The 21,101-nt window shown below is 40.8% G+C and carries 19 protein-coding genes and 2 tRNA genes; 3 read left to right on the forward strand and 18 right to left on the reverse strand.

The window, feature by feature from the left end:
• Positions 1–28 precede the first annotated feature (28 nt).
• The 4 genes from G457_RS22195 to G457_RS0105970 all read right to left on the reverse strand — a co-directional run bounded on the left by G457_RS22195 (position 29) and on the right by G457_RS0105970 (position 4,625).
• Positions 29–877 (reverse strand): PIG-L deacetylase family protein, encoded by an 849-nt coding sequence (locus G457_RS22195; RefSeq protein ID WP_026945655.1) that lies wholly within the window; start codon positions 875–877, stop codon positions 29–31.
• Entirely contained in the window at positions 874–4,284 is a 3,411-nt protein-coding gene (locus tag G457_RS0105960) for a HEAT repeat domain-containing protein (RefSeq protein WP_026945656.1), read from the reverse strand. The genes G457_RS22195 and G457_RS0105960 overlap by 4 nt, the downstream gene beginning before the upstream one ends.
• A gap of 163 nt (positions 4,285–4,447) precedes the next feature.
• A tRNA-Glu gene (locus G457_RS0105965) sits at positions 4,448–4,519 on the reverse strand.
• A gap of 34 nt (positions 4,520–4,553) precedes the next feature.
• Positions 4,554–4,625: transfer RNA gene (locus G457_RS0105970), tRNA-Glu, on the reverse strand.
• A gap of 193 nt (positions 4,626–4,818) precedes the next feature.
• Here G457_RS0105970 and gap point away from each other — a divergent pair.
• Positions 4,819–5,838, forward strand: a complete 1,020-nt coding sequence (gene gap, locus G457_RS0105975; RefSeq protein ID WP_026945657.1) for a type I glyceraldehyde-3-phosphate dehydrogenase — start codon at positions 4,819–4,821, stop codon at positions 5,836–5,838.
• 26 nt (positions 5,839–5,864) lie between these two features.
• Here the strand turns inward: gap and G457_RS0105980 are convergent, their stop codons facing one another.
• The 11 genes from G457_RS0105980 to G457_RS0106030 all read right to left on the reverse strand — a co-directional run bounded on the left by G457_RS0105980 (position 5,865) and on the right by G457_RS0106030 (position 16,141).
• Positions 5,865–6,557, reverse strand: coding sequence for a TIGR04283 family arsenosugar biosynthesis glycosyltransferase (locus tag G457_RS0105980; RefSeq protein WP_026945658.1), 693 nt, complete (start codon positions 6,555–6,557; stop codon positions 5,865–5,867).
• 157 nt (positions 6,558–6,714) lie between these two features.
• Positions 6,715–7,326: a TIGR04282 family arsenosugar biosynthesis glycosyltransferase gene (locus tag G457_RS0105985; protein WP_026945659.1), complete on the reverse strand. Its 612-nt coding sequence runs from the start codon at positions 7,324–7,326 to the stop codon at positions 6,715–6,717.
• A 348-nt stretch (positions 7,327–7,674) separates the two neighbouring features.
• A complete protein-coding gene (locus G457_RS0105990; RefSeq protein WP_026945660.1) occupies positions 7,675–8,343 on the reverse strand; it encodes a beta/alpha barrel domain-containing protein in 669 nt (222 codons plus the stop codon).
• Positions 8,344–9,336 (reverse strand): sugar kinase, encoded by a 993-nt coding sequence (locus G457_RS0105995; protein ID WP_026945661.1) that lies wholly within the window; start codon positions 9,334–9,336, stop codon positions 8,344–8,346.
• Positions 9,337–9,470: 134 nt separating this feature from the next.
• Positions 9,471–10,118, reverse strand: coding sequence for a hypothetical protein (locus G457_RS0106000; RefSeq protein WP_155847090.1), 648 nt, complete (start codon positions 10,116–10,118; stop codon positions 9,471–9,473).
• Positions 10,119–10,243: 125 nt separating this feature from the next.
• Entirely contained in the window at positions 10,244–10,528 is a 285-nt protein-coding gene (locus G457_RS0106005) for a DUF1330 domain-containing protein (protein ID WP_026945663.1), read from the reverse strand.
• 12 nt (positions 10,529–10,540) lie between these two features.
• Positions 10,541–11,929, reverse strand: a complete 1,389-nt coding sequence (locus G457_RS0106010; protein ID WP_026945664.1) for a TolC family protein — start codon at positions 11,927–11,929, stop codon at positions 10,541–10,543.
• Positions 11,929–13,281, reverse strand: coding sequence for an HlyD family secretion protein (locus G457_RS0106015; RefSeq protein ID WP_026945665.1), 1,353 nt, complete (start codon positions 13,279–13,281; stop codon positions 11,929–11,931). Before G457_RS0106015 ends, G457_RS0106010 begins: the two co-directional genes overlap by 1 nt.
• Positions 13,282–13,283: 2 nt before the next feature.
• Positions 13,284–14,987: a peptidase domain-containing ABC transporter gene (locus G457_RS0106020; RefSeq protein ID WP_026945666.1), complete on the reverse strand. Its 1,704-nt coding sequence runs from the start codon at positions 14,985–14,987 to the stop codon at positions 13,284–13,286.
• On the reverse strand, positions 14,977–15,657 hold the full coding sequence (locus tag G457_RS0106025; protein ID WP_026945667.1) for a TetR/AcrR family transcriptional regulator: 681 nt from the start codon (positions 15,655–15,657) through the stop codon (positions 14,977–14,979). The genes G457_RS0106020 and G457_RS0106025 overlap by 11 nt, the downstream gene beginning before the upstream one ends.
• A 103-nt stretch (positions 15,658–15,760) precedes the next feature.
• A complete protein-coding gene (locus G457_RS0106030) occupies positions 15,761–16,141 on the reverse strand; it encodes a membrane protein (protein ID WP_035483320.1) in 381 nt (126 codons plus the stop codon).
• An 86-nt stretch (positions 16,142–16,227) separates the two neighbouring features.
• On the opposite strand from G457_RS0106030, the gene G457_RS0106035 reads away from it, so the two are divergent.
• Positions 16,228–17,754 (forward strand): BCCT family transporter, encoded by a 1,527-nt coding sequence (locus G457_RS0106035; RefSeq protein WP_026945669.1) that lies wholly within the window; start codon positions 16,228–16,230, stop codon positions 17,752–17,754.
• On the opposite strand, the gene G457_RS0106040 is transcribed toward G457_RS0106035, so the two are convergent.
• The 3 genes from G457_RS0106040 to G457_RS0106050 all read right to left on the reverse strand — a co-directional run bounded on the left by G457_RS0106040 (position 17,749) and on the right by G457_RS0106050 (position 18,987).
• Positions 17,749–18,126: a DUF983 domain-containing protein gene (locus G457_RS0106040; protein ID WP_026945670.1), complete on the reverse strand. Its 378-nt coding sequence runs from the start codon at positions 18,124–18,126 to the stop codon at positions 17,749–17,751. The genes G457_RS0106035 and G457_RS0106040 overlap by 6 nt on opposite strands.
• Positions 18,127–18,214: 88 nt before the next feature.
• Complete coding sequence (locus tag G457_RS0106045) at positions 18,215–18,418, reverse strand: hypothetical protein (RefSeq protein WP_026945671.1); 204 nt, start codon at positions 18,416–18,418, stop codon at positions 18,215–18,217.
• Positions 18,418–18,987, reverse strand: a complete 570-nt coding sequence (locus G457_RS0106050; RefSeq protein WP_026945672.1) for a DUF4920 domain-containing protein — start codon at positions 18,985–18,987, stop codon at positions 18,418–18,420. Before G457_RS0106050 ends, G457_RS0106045 begins: the two co-directional genes overlap by 1 nt.
• A 217-nt stretch (positions 18,988–19,204) precedes the next feature.
• On the opposite strand from G457_RS0106050, the gene serA reads away from it, so the two are divergent.
• Positions 19,205–21,097 (forward strand): phosphoglycerate dehydrogenase, encoded by a 1,893-nt coding sequence (gene serA, locus G457_RS0106055; RefSeq protein ID WP_026945673.1) that lies wholly within the window; start codon positions 19,205–19,207, stop codon positions 21,095–21,097.
• Positions 21,098–21,101: the final 4 nt, after the last annotated feature.

A 21,101-nucleotide genomic window follows, 5' to 3' on the forward strand; every position in this document is an offset into this window, starting at 1 on the left:
GAAAGGCTATCAAAATTGATAGCCTTTCTTATTTTACCTGGCGGAAATATTCTCTCCCGAAAACTCTCGAGTAAATCCAAACAGGAACTTGATCATGATAAGGCATGAGGTCCTTTAAAACCTCTTTTTGACTTTCATGTGCATGCATTGCCTTCAATACTGTTGAGAATTCCTTTTGAGTATTAATTGAAAAATCAGGCTCAGGAAGACCTTTACCCTCATCTTTTAGGTAATTCTTTTGAAAACCATCTGAAAGCTTCAACGCGATATCAATTTGCTTGGAGCAAAGGGTCACTTGATAAAGTGCTGAAGGAGAAAAATCGCTTTCATTCTTTCTTGACAAATATAAATTCTCCATTGCCTGGCCAGTCAATCGATGGTCATCATGGCCATAAAGACCGACTTTTGAGTCATAAGAAATCAGAATATCAGGATTCAATTCATTGATCCAATGATTGGCAATACTAATCAAACTATCCAGACCTAGATTCTTCAATCCACTATCAGGATAATTAAAAAGATGCAATTTAACTCCAATTAAATCAGCTGAATTTTGAAGTTCTTTGCTCCGAATTTCTGCAAGCTCACTTTTATCAAGTTTGCCAAAAGTATTTCCTGCTTCTCCTTTCGTCAAGCAAACCAAGTGTACAACATGACCCTCACTTGCTAATTGATGTAGTGTGCCTGCCACAGTAATTTCATCATCTGGATGAGGAAAAAAAGCCAGAATCACTTGATTATTTTTCGCAGGAATCAATTGTGGGTTTTCTGGAATACCTGAATCATGAAGCAAATGATTTCCAATGACAATCAATAAAAAAGGGGCTAGCAATAGAAAAACCCCTATCGCTAGCCCCAACTTTAAAACAGTCTTCATTCAACTCGATTTAGTGTTGATAGAAAGCTCACCAAATCTCTTATTTCGCGTTTATTGAGCATTTCTGCCATAGAAGGCATACTTGATGGAGCTAACTTTTTCTCCTTTATCTCAGCATTGGAATAGCTTTTTGTTTCACCCTGTCCATTTTTGATTGAGACTCCCTCTGCCGAGTCTTTTTCAAGGGTTCCGCTTACCGTTTCCCCGTTCTCAAGTTCCAATGTCACAAAGCCATAACCCGGAGCAAGTCGGGCACTCGGTTCCACAAGAGCTATTAGTAGTTCCTCTCGGGAAAGTTGACGAGCAATTCCATTTAATCTGGGGCCTGCGTTTCCTCCCATATCATCATATGCATGGCATCTAATACATTGAGCTGCTTGATTTTGGAAGAAAATGGTTCGGCCTTCCCGGACATTTCCTTCTGCCAAAGCGCCTTGGAATAACCTCCAATTCTCATCTCCGGCTTTTTCTTTAAGTAATTGCTGGAATTGTGAGATTAGAGTTTCTGAACCCGTTTTATCTATGGCTTCTTCCAATTCTACCCAAATTGGAGAGGATATTTTATCGTCTTTAAAATCTACCAGGATAGCATTCCAACCTTCAAAAGAAGCGCTATTTTCCAAGGTAGAAAGCGTTAATAATGCTTGGCGTTTTTCCTCATTGGATTGATTTCTGATGATGGTCAAGAGTAGTTCCTGCTTCTGATTCAAAGGAAGTGCTGATTGCGAAAGCAAGGAAAGCCCGGCTACTCTCACCGCTTGATTAGAGTCCTCCATCGCAATCGGAATGGCCTCAGCAAGATCGTCAGTTTGCAGCCGATCTAGTGCCTGAAGGGCAGCAACCTTCATATCTGAATCAGAAGAGCTTTTGACCAAACTTAAAAGCGATGAAGAAGCATCACTTACTCCAGCTTTCCCTATTGCCTTTACAGCCTCCAAACGAGCATCTGCCTGATTGCTTGTAAGTAATGATAAGAAGACCGGTCTGGCCTTTTCTCGTAGCAAAGTAGGATCTCTTTCCACTTCTCCTCGATACCTTCCATCCACTCGGTCTACTAAGGAAGGTTTGGACCAAGTACCTAAAGCAGCTATAGCCTCACTTTTCATCGCTTGAGGGATATCATTTCGACTGACATAGGCTAATAAATCATTTAATTGCTGCTCCCCTCCCAATCGTTGATTAGCGCTGATGATCCTTCGAACTAAAGGTTCAAAATCAGATTTTGTGCTGATAATTAAAGCTGCCAGATCAGGTAAGGATTCTTCCACAGAAAAGTCATCATGAATAGCCCTTGCTGCCTCTGCTACAATCAATTCCTCCGAATCAGCTAGGAATTTGGAAAGTCCTGGGCTTTCAAGTCTTCTTAATGCAATCACTGCTCCCATTCTGACAGCCTTTGATGGATGAGTATAAAGTTGGGTGATTTTCTCCTCGTCATTGATCCTAGCAAGTGCCAGACTCGCAGCGTGACGAATGTAAGCATCTTCATCATTATTGGTTTCCAAAAGATTGACCAAGTCGTCAAAAGCCTCCTTGTGACCCGCTCTTCCTAAAGCTTCGGCAGCAAAAAATCTAACCCGGGCATTTTCATCCTGAAGGTTTTGAATTAGTTGACTGCTGACTTGGTCATACCGAATATCTCCAAGCCATTTGGCAGCTTGAGCACGGATTTCTGAATCCTCATCTTGAAGAAATGGGACTATTTCGTCTGCATATTTTCGATCATCCAATCTTGCCAGTTGACTTAATCCAACAATGGCATGAATTCTAGCTAATTGATTGCTCTTATCAGCTAATACCTGCTCAAAAATAGCAGCCCCATCAGCACCACGTTTGGCCAATTCAAATTGTGCTTTGCGCCTTACGCGCAGATCTTCATGATAAAGCTTCGATTTGAGCTCATCCTCGGCAATAGTTTTGTAATCTGCCTGAAGTTCCTTTTTGGTATGCTGTTGAAGTTCCCAGTTTTCTGCACTTTCATCTTCAAGCTTCCAAATTCGACCATAATTCTTGGTTCCCCATCCATCGATCCAATCTGCAAAATACAAGGCTCCATCCGGTCCAAAATCCATTCCCGTAGGTAATACTCCAGAAGCAATTCGCTCAGTTGACTTCAGTTCAAAAGTTGCTCCTTTAGGTTCTAATGTAAAGGCATGTATCCCGGAGTTAGCGGCATTGCCTACAAACTCCACAACGAAAAAGTGATCCTTCCACCTTGGCCCGAGACCAGCACCTGGGTTATAAACCATTCCCGTAGGACCAGAAACATAATTAGCAATTGGAGGAGTAATGAAAGCTGCTTGTTTCTCCCATCGAGGGGTAAAAAAGCGTTCGTCCATCCAAACCTTGTATCGATTATTGTCAGGATCTCGGTATTTCCCGAATTGCCAATTGATTCGCCAGCCGGTATCACTCCCATTGGTGATGTACACCAATCGTTCCTTTTCACCGGCATGATCGCCGTCATTATCTACAGAAATCAAATTGGTATGTTCATCGAAGACAAATTCATGCGTATTTCTAACCCCCATGGCATAGATTTCAAAATCAGAGCCGTCTGGATTTGCTCTTGCAATTACTCCTCTATTTGGATATTTCCACTCTTTCCCATCAGGACCTTTTCCATTGAAGCCAATATCACCTATCCCCCAATAAACCCTGCCATCAGGTCCCATTTCCAAGCCTGACATGCCATGAGCACCAAATCCAATATGAATTCCATAGCCGTGAGAGATAGACTCTTTTTCATCCATGATCCCATCTCCATTGGTGTCCACCATACGCCACATATCAGGGCCCACTCCAACAAAGAGGGCTTCCTCCCCTTTCATCACAGCTCCGGCAACGTCCGTAACCTCATCGTTGAAATCCTCAACGATCATCTGATAATGATCAGCATACCCATCTTGATCCGTATCGTCAACACGAAAAATCTGCTCCTTTTCTACTGTCATATCCCTCCAATCGTGAGAGCCATCTCCATTTAAGTCTTCCAACCAGGAATTGATTTCGCTTCGCTCAGGAGAAAGTTCTTCGTGTAGAAACTTCCGCTTATCCTCAATATTTTGAAGACTGATGGAGCGAATTTCCCAGTCCTGATGACCACGGATATCAAATTCTGAGTTTTTCTGTCTATTCGTGCGGGTGTAATAAAGCGAGCCATCATCCGTGATATGAATGGAAATTGGATCAAAAATCAATGAATCCACTGCCCAAACATCTAACTTCAAGCCTTCTTTTAGGTTGGGACTCACCTGAGTTTTGGCAGCAGCTACTTGAATTTGAATCTCTTCCTTGCTTAAGGATTTGATCCTCAAATCAACAGGCTCATTTTTTTGACAAGCAAATAGGATAAAACTTCCAATCAGTGGAATTGAAAGCTTCTTTAGGAATTTTGTTGAGTACATATTTCAGGTTTATGGTTTGCAAACCCAAAATAGCAAAAAGATAAAGTAATTCTTTTCCAGCCATAAAAAACAAAACCCCGATCATGGACCGGGATTTGTCATCTTTAACCACTAACAACCATAAAATAAAAAATGTAAATGTCTCGGGTGATTGAGAACTAAGTAGTCCGTACGGGAATCGAACCCGTGTTTCATCCGTGAAAGGGATGCGTCCTAACCCCTAGACGAACGGACCATATAAATGGTAAAAAAAATAGAGGGCTTGCTAGTAGTCCGTACGGGAATCGAACCCGTGTTTCATCCGTGAAAGGGATGCGTCCTAACCCCTAGACGAACGGACCATTTTGGGATTATCAAGCCCTCTTTTTAAAAGGTTGTGCAAATATAGAAGTCTGTTTTTAGAATAACAAAGTGCCCTAAAAAAAATCTGATAATTTCTTATAAAGCCCTGATCATTAGGCTGAAAAATTTTACCCTAAAAAAGTGCTGAGAATGCCTAATTTTGAAGAACAAAGAAAAGCCAGAATATACCCAATGAACAAGAAAATTAGAGTTGCTATCAATGGATTTGGAAGAATAGGGAGATACACCACCAAGCTCTTGATGGATAAAGATAATATAGAACTGGTGGCTATCAACGATTTAGCCAATAACGAATCCATCTTGCACCTACTGAAATATGATTCTATTCATAGAAAGTTTGACAGGAAAATCAGTCTTGATGGGAATTTTTTAGTCTCTGAAGGCAATAAAATCCGGCTTTTAGAGCAATCAAAACCGGAATTGTTGCCATGGAGAGAGATGGAGATCGACTTGGTCATCGAGTGTACCGGAAGGTTTACATCTAGAGAATCTGCTTCGCTCCATTTGGATGCTGGTGCTAAAAAGGTTTTGATATCAGCTCCTTCACCAGATGAAAGCATCAAAATGATTGTATTGGGAGTGAATGAGAATATTTTGACAGGAAAAGAAAAAATCATCAGTAATGCCTCCTGTACTACCAATTGCCTTGCTCCGATGGTCCAAATTCTCGATCAAAACTTCGGACTGGTAAAAGGCTATGCATCTACGGTTCACTCCTACACCAATGATCAAAACCTTCATGATGCGCCGCATCGGGACCTGAGAAGAGCAAGAGCAGCGGCATATTCCATTATTCCGACTACGACCAATGCCGGAAAAGCTTTGGACAGAGTCCTTCCAAGGTTAAATGGAAGAATAGAAGCTTCTGCTATGCGAGTACCTGTGCCCAACGGTTCTCTGACAGATTTGATCGTCGAAATTGAAAAGGAAGCGAGTGTAGAAGAAATTAATCAAGCTTTTGAAAATGCTTCAAAAAACCAATTTAAGGGGATTCTTCAGGTAGAAAGTGATCCGATCGTTTCCATGGATATCATCGGGAACCCTCACTCCTGCATCATTGACAAAGAACTGACCTCAAGCAAGGGAAATATGGTCAAGCTAGTAGGATGGTATGACAATGAAGCTGGATACTCCAATCGACTCGTAGACTTAATTGAAGTTATTTTCGAAAAAAAGCAAGAAAGGATTTAGGAGCGCATTTTTAACCGGATCAACCCCTAACTTCGCTTTAGCATCCCATAGTATTGCTCACGAATTTCTCTTGGATCTCTTTTTTGCAAGAAATTCTTGAACGCGATTAAATTGGCCCATTGCACCCTTAGCCAACTATTATTCTCGTATTTTCGGGCAGAAACTTTAATAGATTTTGGAATAATATAGAATTGATACTGGATTTTTATTCTTTTAACTAATTCAAAATCTTCCATGATACAAAACTGCTCATTGAAGCCGCCCAAGCTGTCAAAAAGGTCCTTTTTAATGAAAAGAGTCTGATCACCTCCTCCTGATAAAATCCCATTGAAACGGGTAAACCAAGAATTAATTTTCAAGAGTGGATGCTTAGAATCAAAACGGTATCGATAACATCCCGCAAACTTTCCATTTGCCACAGCTCTTTCAATATCCTCAAAAAACCCAGGGACAGGTCGGGTATCAGCATGAACAAAATACAGTGTATCACCGATTGCCAACTCGGCCCCTCTATTCATCTGAACAGCTCTGCTTGACCTATTTACTTGAGTAAATTTAACTCCATTTTCCTGACAAATATCCTTACTGTAATCCTTACTATTAGCATCCACGACGATGATTTCATGCTTCTTCTCTGCTAGCTCCTTTTTCAAAAATGGAATCAAAGCTTTCAGGTTTTCTTCTTCATTTAGGGTCGGAACGATTACAGAAAGTTTCATGAAAGCAAGAGGATTATTTTTTCATTTACAGGATTTAAAGTTGGAGCTTGAATTCCAACCTTGATTGGTTTATTCTATAAAAAGCTCTGCTATACTTTTCTGAACGAAATTTCACTTGCTTTTCAGAATCCCCCATTCTTTCGGATCATTATCAAATTTATTTTCCCTCCAATTCATCGATCAAGCTTTTCATTTTTTGCCAATCTTCAAGAGTATCAATATCCGACCGAACGGCTAACTCACTGTAAGATATTCCAATCGATTTGATATTGGATTTAGTCTGGTAAATTACTTCTGAAGTACTCCAATTTACATCATGAAAAAGTTGGGGAAAATACTGACTCATACCTAGCAGATAATACCCACCATCTTCTGCTGGACCTATCACCACATCCCGATGATTTAGTGTCTCGAAAGCCTCCAAAAACAATTCGGGATTTATCTCTGCACAATCTGTCCCAATTATCAAAACCTTCTGATAACCAGCGGAAAATAAATCTGAAAAGGCATTTGACATTCGCTCGCCTAGTCCAATTCCAGTCTGAACTTTGAAATGATAGGATCCATACCGTGGCTTATCCTCAGGAACAAAATTGGAATAATAGAGAAACTTATCGACTGCAACCTGACTACAAATCCTATGAGTGAATTTACAAAGTCTGTCGTAAATTTCTAGTGCCTTATGATCTCCAAGATCCTTGGCTAGCCGGGTTTTCACCTTGCCTAATTGAGCATTTTTCTGGAAGATGATGATTGCAGACCTTTCCATTATGCAACCCCTCCTCCGCAGTTAAATCGCATATTTTTATAGTATACCAAGCGAAAGCTTTTGAATAATCCATTTGAAAATGACTTCTGATATTTTCGAGTTTTATTTGGATTACTAGGATTATAAAGCGTTTTCATAATTTTAACTACGATCTCATTAAGTTTTTTGGTTTTAGAAAGGTTAAAAAGGATTGAAGATTAACCAAATTGATATTTTACGATTTGGAAAAAACAGCATTGAACTTAAGTCAAAATTCGTTTTGATTTGATTTTCAATTCCTTAAAGCTAAGTTATCCCACCTGGTTAATTTATTTCAATTGAGGTATTGAGATTGGATTCAAAAACCACTTATTGATTAGCCTTTATATCTTGAATCCAATTAACCACCGAGCTGATAGAAGATGAGATTTTTGAATATTCTCCATTTGCGATCCAGTCTTTTCTCAATAATTGGGATCCCATACCTACACAAAGGACTCCTGCATCAAACCAGGGTTTGATGCTTCCCAAATTAGGTTCTACCCCTCCTGTCGGAATGATTTCAACCTTAGGCAGTACAGCATGAATAGCGGGCACAAAATCAGGTCCTAGAATATTTGCTGGATAGATCTTAACCAATTCCGCTCCAAGTTCTGTAGCTTGAAAAACTTCCGTAACGGTCCCGCAACCAGGTACCCACGGCACATCTACTTTGCGGCAATAGTCACCTAACTTCGCGTTCATAACTGGAGCGACAATGAACTCTGCTCCCATTTCAATAAACTCTTCGGCTTGCCAAGGATGATAAATAGTCCCTACTCCCAAGGACAGTCCAGGAAGGGATTCGGCAAGCCTTTTCAAAGCCGGAAACACAAGGGTCGCTCTATCCCCTCTATTTACTAATTCGATCACTCGGATACCACCCTCATAGGCAGTTTCCAGAAGCTTCAGGCATACATTTTCATCTGGGTGATAAAATATGGGCATTACTCCAGCTTTATCCATTTTCCTGATAAACTCACTTTCTTGATTTCTCATTTATCGTTTGATTGCTCCGGATTTGCCTTCCAGAATTTCCTTTATTTCCTCCTCAGATCCGATCAATACATCTCCTGGAATGCTATGTTTTAAAACGGCTGCACCCAATCCAAAGTCCAAGGATTCTTGGATGGACTTATCATTTACTAATCCAAAAATCAGTCCACTGGCAAATGCATCTCCAGTTCCAACCCGATCTATAATATTTTGAATTTCAATTGATTCAGTACTTATTGATGAATCTTTAGTGTAGGCATTTGCTGATAGTGTATTGTGAGAGGCAGAATGTACGATTCGTTGGGTATTCACTATCATTTGGAGGTTTTGAAAATGCTGAAATGCAAAAGTCCTTGCCTCCTGTAAAGACTGAAAATCTTTATTTAAGCACTGATTGAAATCACGGGTTCCACCAATTATATGCGTCGTAAGTTCCATCAATCGAGACATGATTTCATCCGGACTCTTTCCATATTTCCAAAGATTAGATCGATAATTAAGATCGCCTGACACAGGGATTGAACATTTTCTAGCGGCTTCCAAAAGCCTCAAAGTAAGATTAGCAGATTCTTGAGAAAGGGCCGGAGTAATACCTGACCAATGCACCCACCCAAATTCTTTGAGTATCTCCTCCCAATTTTCATCACTCCCATCATAGGATGAAAAACTACTATTTGCACGGTCATAGACGATTTTGGAGCTTCTAAGCCCAGAACCTTGCTCTAAAAAATATACTCCCAATCTTCCAGGAAGAAATTTGACAAAAGTGGTATCAATTCCATTTTTTCTGAGATGGGACACTGCAGCCTTTCCTAAATCATGGTTGGGAAAAGCGGTCACATGTGATACCTGCATTCCAAAATTGGCCAAACCTGCAGCAACATTAGCCTCAGAACCACCAAAAACCAGATTAAATGAGTTCGCTTGTGCTAATCGCTGATTATCAGGCGGACTCAAGCGAAGCATTATTTCACCTAAAGTCAGTACTTTTTTCATAGAAATTGGAAAGAAGAAAAATAGATTATTAAAGTGCTAAATCCAATCTTGACTCCATAATCTTGCGAAACCGATTCCAATAAAAAAGCCTTCCCAAAATGAGAAGGCTTTCAAAAATGAATTCGTTTGGAAGTTTAGAATCTTAAAGAGGCTTTAACTACTGAACTCCCCTTTCCATTTGTTGGGTTAAACCTTCCTTCTACAATGCCTTCTCCTGATGCCCCTCGAAATCTACCTGTCCCCCCGACGATTTCTACTTCAGCAACAAAAACGGTCAATGTTTCATTTATCGGTGTAGCTATATTCTCCAGACTCTTGAAAAATATCGCATTTCCTCTTCTGTCAACAGTTACTGAACTCACTTCATCAGGGATTTTTTTCAATCCTAATTTTGCCAATTCTTCGCCGTAAAACTGAGTTACGGGAGCACCAATAGATGTTGTTTCACTGGTTGCCAATTGATTAATATAAGAGGTAGCTCTTCCCATGAAGCGCGCAACACCTTTGCCTGTTCCTGGCAAAAAGGTAATTTCGTTCACTGGAATTTCTGGATTTTCGTTGGGAAAAGAAATCGGCGTGATTTGGTTTGAAAATACCTCTATGTATTTAAATGTACGTCCCTTTCGAAGGTTTTCAGACTCTGGGATTTCAGAGATTTCCTCCTCCGGCAATTCGGTAACCTGCATTTCTTCCACTTCCTCAAGTCCTGACATACAGGAAGAAGCGATGAAAATTAGGCCTAAAAACGCCATTAATTTTCCTGTCAAATGGATCTTTTTCATTTTAATTTTTTTTAGGGTGATTGAATAATTTGGTGATTTTTTAAATAAAACAGATAAACTGAATATGAAATTTTCTATTTCAAAATCAGATTATTGCACCTTACACCAATAAAAATGCCAAATATTCAACTTTCTACAAGAAAAAAATTTGCTTGTGCAGCAGATTCCCTAATTTCTTTAGCAGCTTGATACTCCTTGGAATAATACCATTGCCTTGCAGTTTCTTTATCTGCAAACTCTAACATTACCAAGCGGTCATGATCCCAACTCCCTTCCAATGCTTCTACGGGATTACCTCGAAGTACAAATTTCCCCCCGAAAGCTTTGACAGTATCAGGGGTAAGTTTTTTGTAAGATTCATATTGCTGTGGATCAGAAATATCCACTTGTACTATAATGTATGCAGGCATAGTTAAATAAGTTTATTCGAATCCAAATCCAGCAGCATAGCGAACTTTCGCATAGGATATTTTTCGTTTGGCCGCCAAACCATTCAAGGTAATTTTAGCATCAAAAACAGACACTTCGCGTGCGTTTACCAAGAATAAGGAACTCTCTCCCATTTCAAATCTACGGAGTTCGGCATTCAGTAATCGCTCTAAGTTGAATACATTTTCTCTCAAGGTACTTACCTGCTGATTGATCACATTCCAAGAATTGATTTCTCCTTCCAGTTTGGTTCGTAGCTGTAGTTCTTTTAAATCTCTGGAGTTTTGTTTGAAGTCAATCTTAGCTTTCGCAAGCCCTAGGGACCCTCTGGCTTTTCTCCATAGAATGGGTGTGTAGACCGATACACCGAACTTATAGTTATTCTCAAAGAATGGAGATTGCTCAAAACCACCGAGTTCTTCTACCAGAAAGTTATACTTTAATTTTACTACAGGCAGAAGAGACTGTCCTTTTAGCTGCCGATCTACATCCAAACTTGCCAATTCGAAATCAGCAATTCGAAGATCCGGATGGATGCTGATGTTTTCCCGAAGTTCTGCAGGATCAATCGCGTATTGATCATTCTCAACGAGTGGCTGAGGAACAACTGATGGATTTAGTAACATAGGTTGCTCTTCTTCATTCCAAAGGAAAGCACTGAGCATCTGCGTATCAACAAAGAATTGATTCTGCAATCCCTGTAATCTATACTGCCGACTCAAGAGCTGCGTATAAGCTTCTACTGTATCAATAGCGGCTACGTCTCCTTGCTCAAAGCTTAACTTTACTGCACCATATCGGATTTCAGTTAATCGAACTGCCTCTTCAAAAGCCTTCATATTGGCATAGCTCTCTGACCATTTCCAATACATCTCCACACCTCCAAAATACAGCTCATTCAGAATAGCTATCCGCTCAGCCTCTGTCGATTGCTGATAAAGCTTCGCTTGTCTGAGCATGGCTCTTCTTTCATCTAGGATTAAACCCTGACCCAGATTGACTGCGGCACCAGCAGCAAAAAGGCCACCGGAAGGCACCGTAGCTTCAGGATCCAAGAATTGACCGGTATTTTGCTCAAAAGTTCCCATGAGCTCTACTCCAGCTAATGTCGGAACAGTAATCCCAGCTTCTCGTCGATCATAGTATTCGGAATCCTTGAAAGTCTTTTGATCCAAGTTACCGAATAGCAAAGGATCAAAAGCACCTCTTGCAGTTCGAACCTCCATGGCCCCCATCTCAAGGGTAATATCCGCCTGACGAGCTACAGGATGGTATGACCTTACCCAATCAAGAAAACTCTCCAGTCGGAGGGTATCCATTTCTTGGCTCCAAGCAGTCTGAAAGAAAATAAACAGGAAGGATGAAAGAATCAGTTTTTTCATTATTTCTCTTTCGCGATTGCATCTTTTTGTTCTTGGGTATAGTAGTCAGCCGGGAAGCCATTAAGCTGTCGCCAGATTTCATACCAAACAGGAACATCGTTCAACAAGGCAATACCATCTGCTCCCGAACCAATTCGTAGCATTTCTGGCCAAGGTTCCTCCTCCGGATCCTGTACTACCACCACCCTGTACTGATTATTATTACCAGCAAACTGATCAATCGCCGTAACTACACCTCCAAATGTACCATTTGATATCTGTGGCCAACCAGAAAAGACGATCGCAGGCCAACCGTCAAAAATAAAGCGAACCTTATTTCCAACTTTAATAAGAGGTAGATCTACAGGCTGCACATACATTTCTACTGCCAATTCAGCATTAGCGGGTACGATATTCAAAATCGCATCCCCTTCTTTGATCGTCTCGCCAAGTCCCACTTGTATGGCTCTTGCCAAAAAGCCATCCTGAGGGGCAAGAATATGTCGGAAGTTAGTCCGAGCCTCATAATTGGAATACTGATTTTGAAGCTTGGTAACCGTCTCTTCAGCATCAAATTGGGCTGACATAGCAGTAAACTTCTCTGATTCTGCTTTGGCCAATTTATCCTGAAATTCAGTCCGAATCGCATCCAGTTCAATCTGAGCAGTAATCAATTCATTTTGACTGCTTAGGAAGTCATTTTCTGCAGCTACTACTTTGGCCTGAACATCCTGAAAGCTAAGTCTCCGGGATTCCAGATCAGTAAGGGATCGAAGCCCTTCCTTGTACAATTCTTCCCATCGGTCAAGTCGCTCTTTTCCGATCTCAAAATTGATCTTGGCTTGTTGGAATTTGATACTATCCGACTCTACCTTCAGCTCCGACATCCGAAGCTTATTTTCAGCCTGCTGCAATTTCAGCACATTATTCTTTTTCATTGCCTCAATCTGCATCTCTAAAGCATTTACCTTTTCCCGATAGGATAGCGCAGATTGATTTTTAGCGTCCACACGCAACTGGGTTCGTGGCAAGAGTAAGGTATCAAAATACTCATCTTTGATCTCAGAAATCGTCAAAATGGTATCTCCTTTGGCTACAAAAGCTCCTTCAGACACATACCATTTTTCAATTTGACCCGCTATGACAGAGTGAATCGTTTGCGGTCTTTGATCCGGTCTCAGTGCTGTTACATAGCCTTTACTCCGAATATTCTGAGTCCAAGGGATAAAGAGAATCAGAAAAAACACCATCATCACACTTGTCAGGATTCTGATTCGCTTTTGACTTTCTTTCAGTGGCAAGGTCATGACCAAACTCTTTGCTCCACTGAATGGAATCGATTCTTTGATTCTTACTTTAGATATATTAAGCATGGTTAATTTCCTTTTTTCAATTGAACGTATCCAGAATAATCTCCTTGGTAGACCACACTACCTCTGTCCATAAGGATTACTTCATCCATTCTTTGAAGGATCGCATCATCTTGGGTCACCGCTATCAATGTCCAATCACCCTTTAATAAGTACTCAGTAACTCTTTCTTTGACCTCATCAGTCAAATAACCAAGAGCATTTTCCATGACCATGGCTTTTGGTTTCCCAAGCAAAGCTCGGCAAAGCAAGATGCTTTGCATCATTCGCTTGGAAAGCCCTTTGCCTTCCGGTTGCAGTTCGGTATTCAGATCATCTGGCAATTGATAGATAGATGATTTCAATCCAGTTAGTTCTAAAACTTCAGTCAATTGATTTTGATCGTACTCTCTTCCAACGGTAATGTTTTCTAAAATCGTCCCATGAAAGATTTGTTCCATTTCCAGAAAATCCCCTACCATAGACCGGTACTTCTCTTTATTGATCATTTCCAGCGAAAGATCATTGACAGTCACAGTGCCTTGGTAATTTTCATAAAGCCCAGACAAAATCATCAGCAAGGCGCTTTTGCCACTACCGCTTTCTCCAGTCACAGCTACCTTTTTACCGGATTTGATTTGAAGGGAGACACCTTTTAGAACTGGTTCGATTGAGTTTTTAGTCTGAAAGACTACCTTCTCCATCCCAAACATCAATCCAGATTCGTAAGCCTGGATTACCTTTTCATTTCCTTTTGAATCTTCGAGTTCCAGGTCCATTACGTGACCAAGTTTCTCGGTAGCCACCAAAGTATCATAAACCGTTTCTAGCGAAAGAATCAGCTTTTCCACCGAGTTAACCACTAGGATAATGATCACTTCGGCTGCAACGAATTGACCGATACTGATTTGCTCCTCGATCAAAAGTAAACTTCCCGCAACCAACAAACTCGTCACAATCAATACCTTGAAGGCAATCATGATTTTGTATTGGAATATCAAAACCCCAAAGTGCTTGGACCGGAAATCCACATAATGTTGAAGCAATTTATCGGCACGAAGGATGGGTAAACGGGTATTTCCTACTAATTTGAAGGAGTTCATTGTGCGCCCTATTTCTTCCAACCAATAAGCAGTTTTGTACTTATAGGTGGACTCCTTAAGCGCCGTCTCCATTCCCTGAGGACCAGTAAAGTAAAAGATCAGGATAAGCAGTGCGATCAATACCAATCCGAAAATAATAAAGGTCGGGTGGTAAAAGGACAAAAGCAGCAATCCAAAAATCACCTGTAGCAATGCTGTGGAGAAATCGATCAGAATTTTGGAAAGTCCTTTTTGCAAATTAACTGTATCAAAAAACCGATTGACTATCTCTGGTGCATAATCCCCTTGAACAGCCTCTGGTCTAACTCTCGGGAGCCTGTAAGCAAGCGAAAGTCCTGATTTACTAAATACCCGCTGCTGAAGTTTCTCCGTGATTTGCAATTGGGAAATCTGAAGAAAACCTCCAAAAGCAACGCCTGCAGCCACGATAATGACCAATATCACCCAGGATGTCGATATTCTCCCTCCCAAAATGAAGTTCAAAATCGCCTGAATTCCCAGTGGAAGTGTCAGCGTTATCAATCCGTTGAGGACTGCATAGAAGTAAATTGAGTAAACTTGGCTTTTCTCCTCTTTCAGAAGGCTGAAGAACCGGCCAATAGGTGTGATGCCTGAATTAGTTGTCATTTTGAATGGTTTTTACGACCAATTGATGGAAAAACTTATAACGCTCTAGTTTATTGAAGGAATTTTCAGTCATCCCAGGAAGATGCTTTGAATTAAAATTTTGAAGTAAACTCGACTCCAGCACAGTGTACACGAGCGTTTTTGGAAATTTATAATCAGGATTGAGTTCTGAAATAATATCCGCTATGCGCTCGCCAAACTTATAAACTTGGGCAAATACTCCTGCTTCGTGTTCATTATCCACTTCCTTTGTCAAAAAACCTTTTAGCGATTCGTTGATGACAATTTCCCGAAGACTGACGGGATTAAGGTAGTCATTCTTTTGAAATATGGGGCCATCGGAAAGAAGTCTTATGGCCACAGAAAGCCGCTCTGCCGGATCATTTAGATTTGCAGTACCAAATACCAGATTATGCTCCATCCAGCCCCAATACCAAGCAGTGAGATACAAAAGAAGCTTGTGCTTATTTTCAAAATAGCGATAAATGGCCGCCTCTGTACTCCCGATTTCCTGGGATAATTTCTTGAATGTAAAATTCTCCAAACCCAACTCCTGAATCAATCTGGCACTTTCCTGCACGATTGATACACCTAAACTGGAGCTGAAGGGCTCTTTTTGATAAAGGTTGGGGTTGACCTCAACCTTCATTTTACTGAGTATCGCCTCCATTTGCTGATTGTTGTTTCAGCCGTTGTAACGAGGCTTACTTCGATTTGGTTTAGTAAAAATTCGATTTTTGTTAGTAATATTTACAAAAGGCGAATTAACACTATCAAAAGTCACGGTAAATCCATGCCCAAAGCATCAAAAGAGGATGTATAATCACAAATCTTACCCAGCCCACCCATGCCGGAGCACAGAGACCATCCGGAACACAACCTCCAATCTGAATGAAATAGACATGACTTGGGACAAAAGCTATCAACATTAAAAGGATACCGTAAATGGCAAGTTTGCGAGTTTTGCGAATCAGTAATCCTCCAACTAAAATAAGCTCTGCCAACCCTGCCAGCGTATTGATAAGATTTTTATCTCCCAAATAATCAGGAATTAATGGAATGTAAAATTCAGGGTTGATGAAATGATTGAACCCTCCTACTCCGTAAAATATCACTAAGAGATAAAAACCTGCCTTATATATTTTTGATTGCATGATTAGCTATTGAGGTTGAAAAGAATTTGCCTTAGCCAAAATTAACCCTTTCTTGCAAGCTACTGCAAAAATTGGATTGATCCTTCATGCCCGATTGGTTAAAAAAATATCTTCCTGTCAGAAAATCAGTATTCTGGCCACCAGTTTTATTATTGGTTTTTGCATTGGGCTTAAGCACTTTTTATCCAGATGTTTTTCTGGGTCAAATCAAGGAAATTCAGTCTTGGATACTACATAATTTCTCACTTCCCATCAGCTATTTATCGCTTATCATGGTTGCCCTGATTATTTGGGTGCTCTTTTCTCCTTTGGGGAATTATAAAATCGGTGGACCGAAAGCAAAACCCAGACTTCATTTCTTTTCCTGGTTTGCCATTGTCCTTTGTACGACTATCGCCGTCGGAATCTTATTCTGGGGAAGTGCCGAGCCACTTTCTCACTTTCTTTCGCCTCCCAAATATCTAAATAGCGAATCAGGAAGTGAAAAAAGCAAAATCTTCGCTTTAGGTGCTTTATACTTTCATTGGGGGATTACTCCTTATTCAATCTATGCTGTTCCGGCACTTTTGTTTGGATTGATCTTTTATGCGAAAAAGAATCGCTTTCGATTAAGCTTAATGCTTGTTCCCCTTTATCCAGTCCGATCCAATGGCAAAGGTTCCAAGCTTGTAGATATGGTAAGCCTTTTTGCTCTTGTCACGGGCATGGCTGCTTCTTTGGGAGCGGGAATTTTAAGTTTGGCAAGTGCTATAAGAGGCAGCTTCCCTGAAGCTAATTTTCAGTGGTTGACGCTATTTGTCATGTGTCTAATTGTAGCCACATTCGTGGTGTCTGCCAGTACAGGGATAGATAGAGGTATTCGCAGATTATCACTTTTCAACCTATGGTTTTTCGCGCTGTTTGCGCTGCTCTTTATCTACATCTCAAGGGACATAAACCCTCTCTCCAACATTCTACCTGGCTTGAAGACCTATGCTTCTTGGTTCCCGGATTTGAGCCTGCAACTATCTGGAAAAGGGGCTCAATGGACCTTTGATTGGACCACCTTCAATTTGGCCGTTTGGATGGCTTGGGCGCCTATTACAGCATTGTTTCTTGGAAAGATCGCCATTGGTCGAACTGTCAGGGAATTTATCTTAGTCAACTTATTCCTTCCGGCTTCCTTTTGTGTGGCTTGGATGGGGATCTTTGGTGGAACAACGCTGGAACTAGCCGCGAACGATCCTGAATCTTACCGGACCGCTTTGCAAAGCTTAGGTCCCGAATCCATTATTTATCAGGTTTTTGGAGATTTAGCTCATCTAAAGGCCTTTTCCATTTTTTTTGGGATAGGAATGTTTATCTCCTATGTGACAGCTGCCGACTCCAGTACAGAAGCCATGGCTAGCCTTAGCATGAAAGGAAAGGTCGAGGATGAATTCCAAGTAAACTCGGGCCTGAAGATTTTCTGGGGAGTTTTGCTTGGCTTGATTTCTTGGGTAATGATCAATTACTCGGGGATAGAAGGAGTCCGGATTCTTTCCGTAATAGGTGGTTTACCGGCCTTTTTCTTCCTTTCACTGGCAAGTATCAGCCTTTTTATTCTGAGCCTAAAGCCCGATAAATTCCTATGATTGATCTCCTCGGTATTTCAGCTTTCCTAATCCATAGAGATATAGCACTTTGGAATAGCGAAGCATCAGAGGCATCAAAATAGAGTTCAAGACCACAATAGTGCCTAAATAAGTCCAAATAGTCGGTTTTTCGACCAAAACAGTTACAGCAACAAATACCGTAATAAACAAGGCTACTGAAAAAGCATAACTGATATACATGGCCCCATCATAGAAGCTCGGCTCTGGCTGGAAGTTCGCATCACATACGGCGCACTTTTTATTAATGGTGGTCAATTTTCGGTAACTGAACATCGGTACCGGAAAAAGATTTCCCTCTCTACATCGCGGGCATTTCCCCCCTAAAATGGCTCCACCAATTCCTTTTGACATGTATTATTCTAAATTTTGCGCAAAAATAAATACTCCACTTTCCTAAAATGTGACAGATCACACAAAAGAAAAGTGGAGCTGAGTTGAATTATCTTATTTCTTCAATATCATAATCTTTTCCCTTACCCCAACGAAGCAATTCTTCCATGGTGTAAAGTTCAAGAGTATCTAAATCCTTCACTTTAAAATTATCCCCATTTAATCGGGCCATAATCTCGAGTTGACGGACTTCACCTTGATTGATCAGCAGATATCGTCTTCCAACACGAAGATTATCTAAAGCTATGGGCATCAGGCTTTGTCCATGATTACGACTCCAGTAGCTTCGAAAGTGATCTCTTTCTTAGGAGCTACGATTGCGTCGATCTCTTCCTGACTCTTTCCCTGATCTTCTGCAAAATGCTTAAGCGTCTCCACATCGGTCTCTGTAAAGGTGGCTACACCTTCCAGTACAATTGGGAAACCTTGGGAATTGGTCGGGACAAAGAAGCCATAATCTTTGAAAGTAACGCGCATACTTTCACCACTTGGCAAGTCCATGGTCAACCAGCAACCTTTTTTGGTACAAACCTCCTTGATCTCACCTATTATTTTTCCTTCATAGGTTCCTTTTTCCTCTACTACCGGCACCAAGTCAGCAAGAGCAATAGCGTCTGATTCAGTAATAGCCGCACCATACATGCCAGGAACTACCTCTGCCACACCAATGACAGCTTTAGCAGATTCCTCAGCTTCATGATGCATTTCCTCAGCGTGGTGGCCGTCAGAATCATGATGGGATTCTGAGTTTTCACTTTTCTGACAAGAATAAAAAGAAACTGAAACGGCTAGAATGCCTACAAGCAATGATTTCTTCATCATGTTTTAATTGATTTTTTTCAAAAATACAGCCTATTCCTGAGCTAGTGAAATAATTTTTGTATCAATAGTCACTATCAACAGAAAGAATGACCTTTAGATTGCTAATTGATTGCAAAATTGATGATAGCAAAAATGTTTTGGAACATTTTCGGTAATAAATATTCTCATTTTTTGACAATCTCTTAATTTTACCCAAGATTTAAGAAAAAACCAGCACATGCCTCAGACCAAAAAATTCATCATCGATTTTGACAGTACATTTACTCAAGTGGAAGCCCTGGATATTTTAGGGGAAATCTCGCTTGCAGGTGACCCAAATTCCAATGATAAGCTTCAAGCTATCAAGGATATAACTGATCGAGGTATGGAAGGATCGGTTAATTTTAGAGAAAGTTTGGAGCAGCGTCTAGACATTTTGAAAGCCAACCGTCAACAAATCGGTGATTTGATCTCGGCTCTAAAGAAGAAGGTATCCAAATCGTTTGAGAGAAACCGCGAGTTTCTTCAGGAAAATGCTGAAGACATTTTTATCATTTCTAATGGCTTTAAAGATTTTATTATCCCTATTGTAGCTGACTACGGAATCAACAAGGGAAATGTCTTTGCCAATGAGTTTGTCTATGATGAAAATGGGCAGATTGTGGATTTCAATCGAGACAATCCCCTATCTAAAAACAACGGAAAGGCTGAAACCATCAAAAATCTGAATCTCTCGGGAGATATTTATGTGATTGGGGACGGATATACCGATTATGAAATCAAAGCATCCGGTCTAGCCAATAAATTCTATGCATTCACTGAGAATGTCCACCGTCCTAAGGTCACCTCCAAAGCTGACCATGTGGCACCCAGTTTCGACGAAATCCTTTACATCAACAAATTGAATACGAAATTCTCCTATCCCAAAAGCCGAATCAAGGTTCTTCTACTCGAAAATGTCCATCCTATCGGTGTTGAACTCCTTCGGGAAGAAGGCTACCAAGTGGAAGTGGTGAGTTCGGCTTTGAGTGAAGATGAACTCTGCGAAAAGATCAAAAATGTATCTATCCTAGGTATCCGCTCAAAGACCAATGTTACCAAGCGCGTTCTGGAAAATGCCAATCGGCTGATTTCCATCGGAGCTTTTTGTATCGGTACCAATCAGATCGATTTAGAAACCTGTCAGGAAAAAGGAATCGCCGTTTTCAATGCTCCTTTTAGCAATACCCGTTCTGTCGTAGAAATGGCGATCGCAGAGATTATTTTCTTGATGCGAAATTTCTTCGATAAGTCGGTGTCCATGCATCAAGGAAAATGGGATAAATCTGCCACGGGATCCTTTGAAATCCGAGGAAAAAAATTGGGAATCGTCGGCTATGGAAATATCGGTGCTCAATTGTCGGTTTTGGCAGAAAATATGGGGCTAAATGTCTTTTACTATGACATTGTAGAAAAGCTGGCTTTGGGCAATGCCACCAAAATCGATTCACTTGAAGAATTGCTTCAGACGTGTGATATAATTTCACTTCATGTAGATGGACGCAAGGAAAATAAATGTTTGATCGATGCCGAAAAGATCAAAATGATGAAAAAAGGAGCGGTTTTGGTGAATCTGAGCCGAGGACATGTTGTGGAGATTCCTGCTCTAAAAGAGGCGCTGGAAAGCGGTCACCTAGCTGGCTGTGCAGTGGATGTATTCCCGGAAGAACCCAAAAATAACAGTGAACCTTTTGTATCCGAATTGATTGGATTACCCAATACCATTTTGACACCGCACATCGGTGGTAGCACTTTAGAGGCGCAAGAAAACATCGCCCGCTTTGTGCCCGGTAAAATCATGGAGTATATCAATACGGGAAACACCTTCAATTCGGTCAATTTCCCCAATATCCAACTTCCCTTCCTTCAAAATGCGCATAGACTCATTCATGTTCACCAAAACGAACCCGGTGTACTAGCGAAGATCAATCGTATCTTGGCGGATTATGAGATCAATATCGTGGGGCAATATCTCAAGACGAATGAAAAAATCGGATATGTAATCACCGATATCGATAAGGCTTACACCGAGGAAGCTATTCAGGCACTCAAAGCCATACCGGGGACGATTCGGTTTAGGATTTTGTATTAACAGG

This window comes from Algoriphagus marincola DSM 16067 (genome assembly GCF_000429405.1).
Taxonomy (GTDB): Bacteria; Bacteroidota; Bacteroidia; order Cytophagales; family Cyclobacteriaceae; genus Algoriphagus; species Algoriphagus marincola.

Coding starts and splice junctions, on each gene's coding strand:
- G457_RS0106050 (WP_026945672.1), bottom strand. CDS start 18,987: ATGATGAAGAAATCATTGCTTGTAGGCATTCTAGCCGTTTCAGTTTCT.
- G457_RS0106005 (WP_026945663.1), bottom strand. CDS start 10,528: ATGCCTGCATACATTATAGTACAAGTGGATATTTCTGATCCACAGCAA.
- G457_RS0105995 (WP_026945661.1), bottom strand. CDS start 9,336: ATGAAAAAAGTACTGACTTTAGGTGAAATAATGCTTCGCTTGAGTCCG.
- G457_RS0106000 (WP_155847090.1), bottom strand. CDS start 10,118: ATGAAAAAGATCCATTTGACAGGAAAATTAATGGCGTTTTTAGGCCTA.
- G457_RS0105990 (WP_026945660.1), bottom strand. CDS start 8,343: ATGAGAAATCAAGAAAGTGAGTTTATCAGGAAAATGGATAAAGCTGGA.
- G457_RS0106020 (WP_026945666.1), bottom strand. CDS start 14,987: ATGACAACTAATTCAGGCATCACACCTATTGGCCGGTTCTTCAGCCTT.
- G457_RS0105980 (WP_026945658.1), bottom strand. CDS start 6,557: ATGAAACTTTCTGTAATCGTTCCGACCCTAAATGAAGAAGAAAACCTG.
- gap (WP_026945657.1), top strand. CDS start 4,819: ATGAACAAGAAAATTAGAGTTGCTATCAATGGATTTGGAAGAATAGGG.
- serA (WP_026945673.1), top strand. CDS start 19,205: ATGCCTCAGACCAAAAAATTCATCATCGATTTTGACAGTACATTTACT.
- G457_RS0106025 (WP_026945667.1), bottom strand. CDS start 15,657: ATGGAGGCGATACTCAGTAAAATGAAGGTTGAGGTCAACCCCAACCTT.
- G457_RS0106035 (WP_026945669.1), top strand. CDS start 16,228: ATGCCCGATTGGTTAAAAAAATATCTTCCTGTCAGAAAATCAGTATTC.
- G457_RS0105985 (WP_026945659.1), bottom strand. CDS start 7,326: ATGGAAAGGTCTGCAATCATCATCTTCCAGAAAAATGCTCAATTAGGC.
- G457_RS0106040 (WP_026945670.1), bottom strand. CDS start 18,126: ATGTCAAAAGGAATTGGTGGAGCCATTTTAGGGGGGAAATGCCCGCGA.
- G457_RS0106030 (WP_035483320.1), bottom strand. CDS start 16,141: ATGCAATCAAAAATATATAAGGCAGGTTTTTATCTCTTAGTGATATTT.
- G457_RS0105960 (WP_026945656.1), bottom strand. CDS start 4,284: ATGTACTCAACAAAATTCCTAAAGAAGCTTTCAATTCCACTGATTGGA.
- G457_RS0106010 (WP_026945664.1), bottom strand. CDS start 11,929: ATGAAAAAACTGATTCTTTCATCCTTCCTGTTTATTTTCTTTCAGACT.
- G457_RS0106015 (WP_026945665.1), bottom strand. CDS start 13,281: ATGCTTAATATATCTAAAGTAAGAATCAAAGAATCGATTCCATTCAGT.
- G457_RS0106045 (WP_026945671.1), bottom strand. CDS start 18,418: ATGCCCATAGCTTTAGATAATCTTCGTGTTGGAAGACGATATCTGCTG.
- G457_RS22195 (WP_026945655.1), bottom strand. CDS start 877: ATGAAGACTGTTTTAAAGTTGGGGCTAGCGATAGGGGTTTTTCTATTG.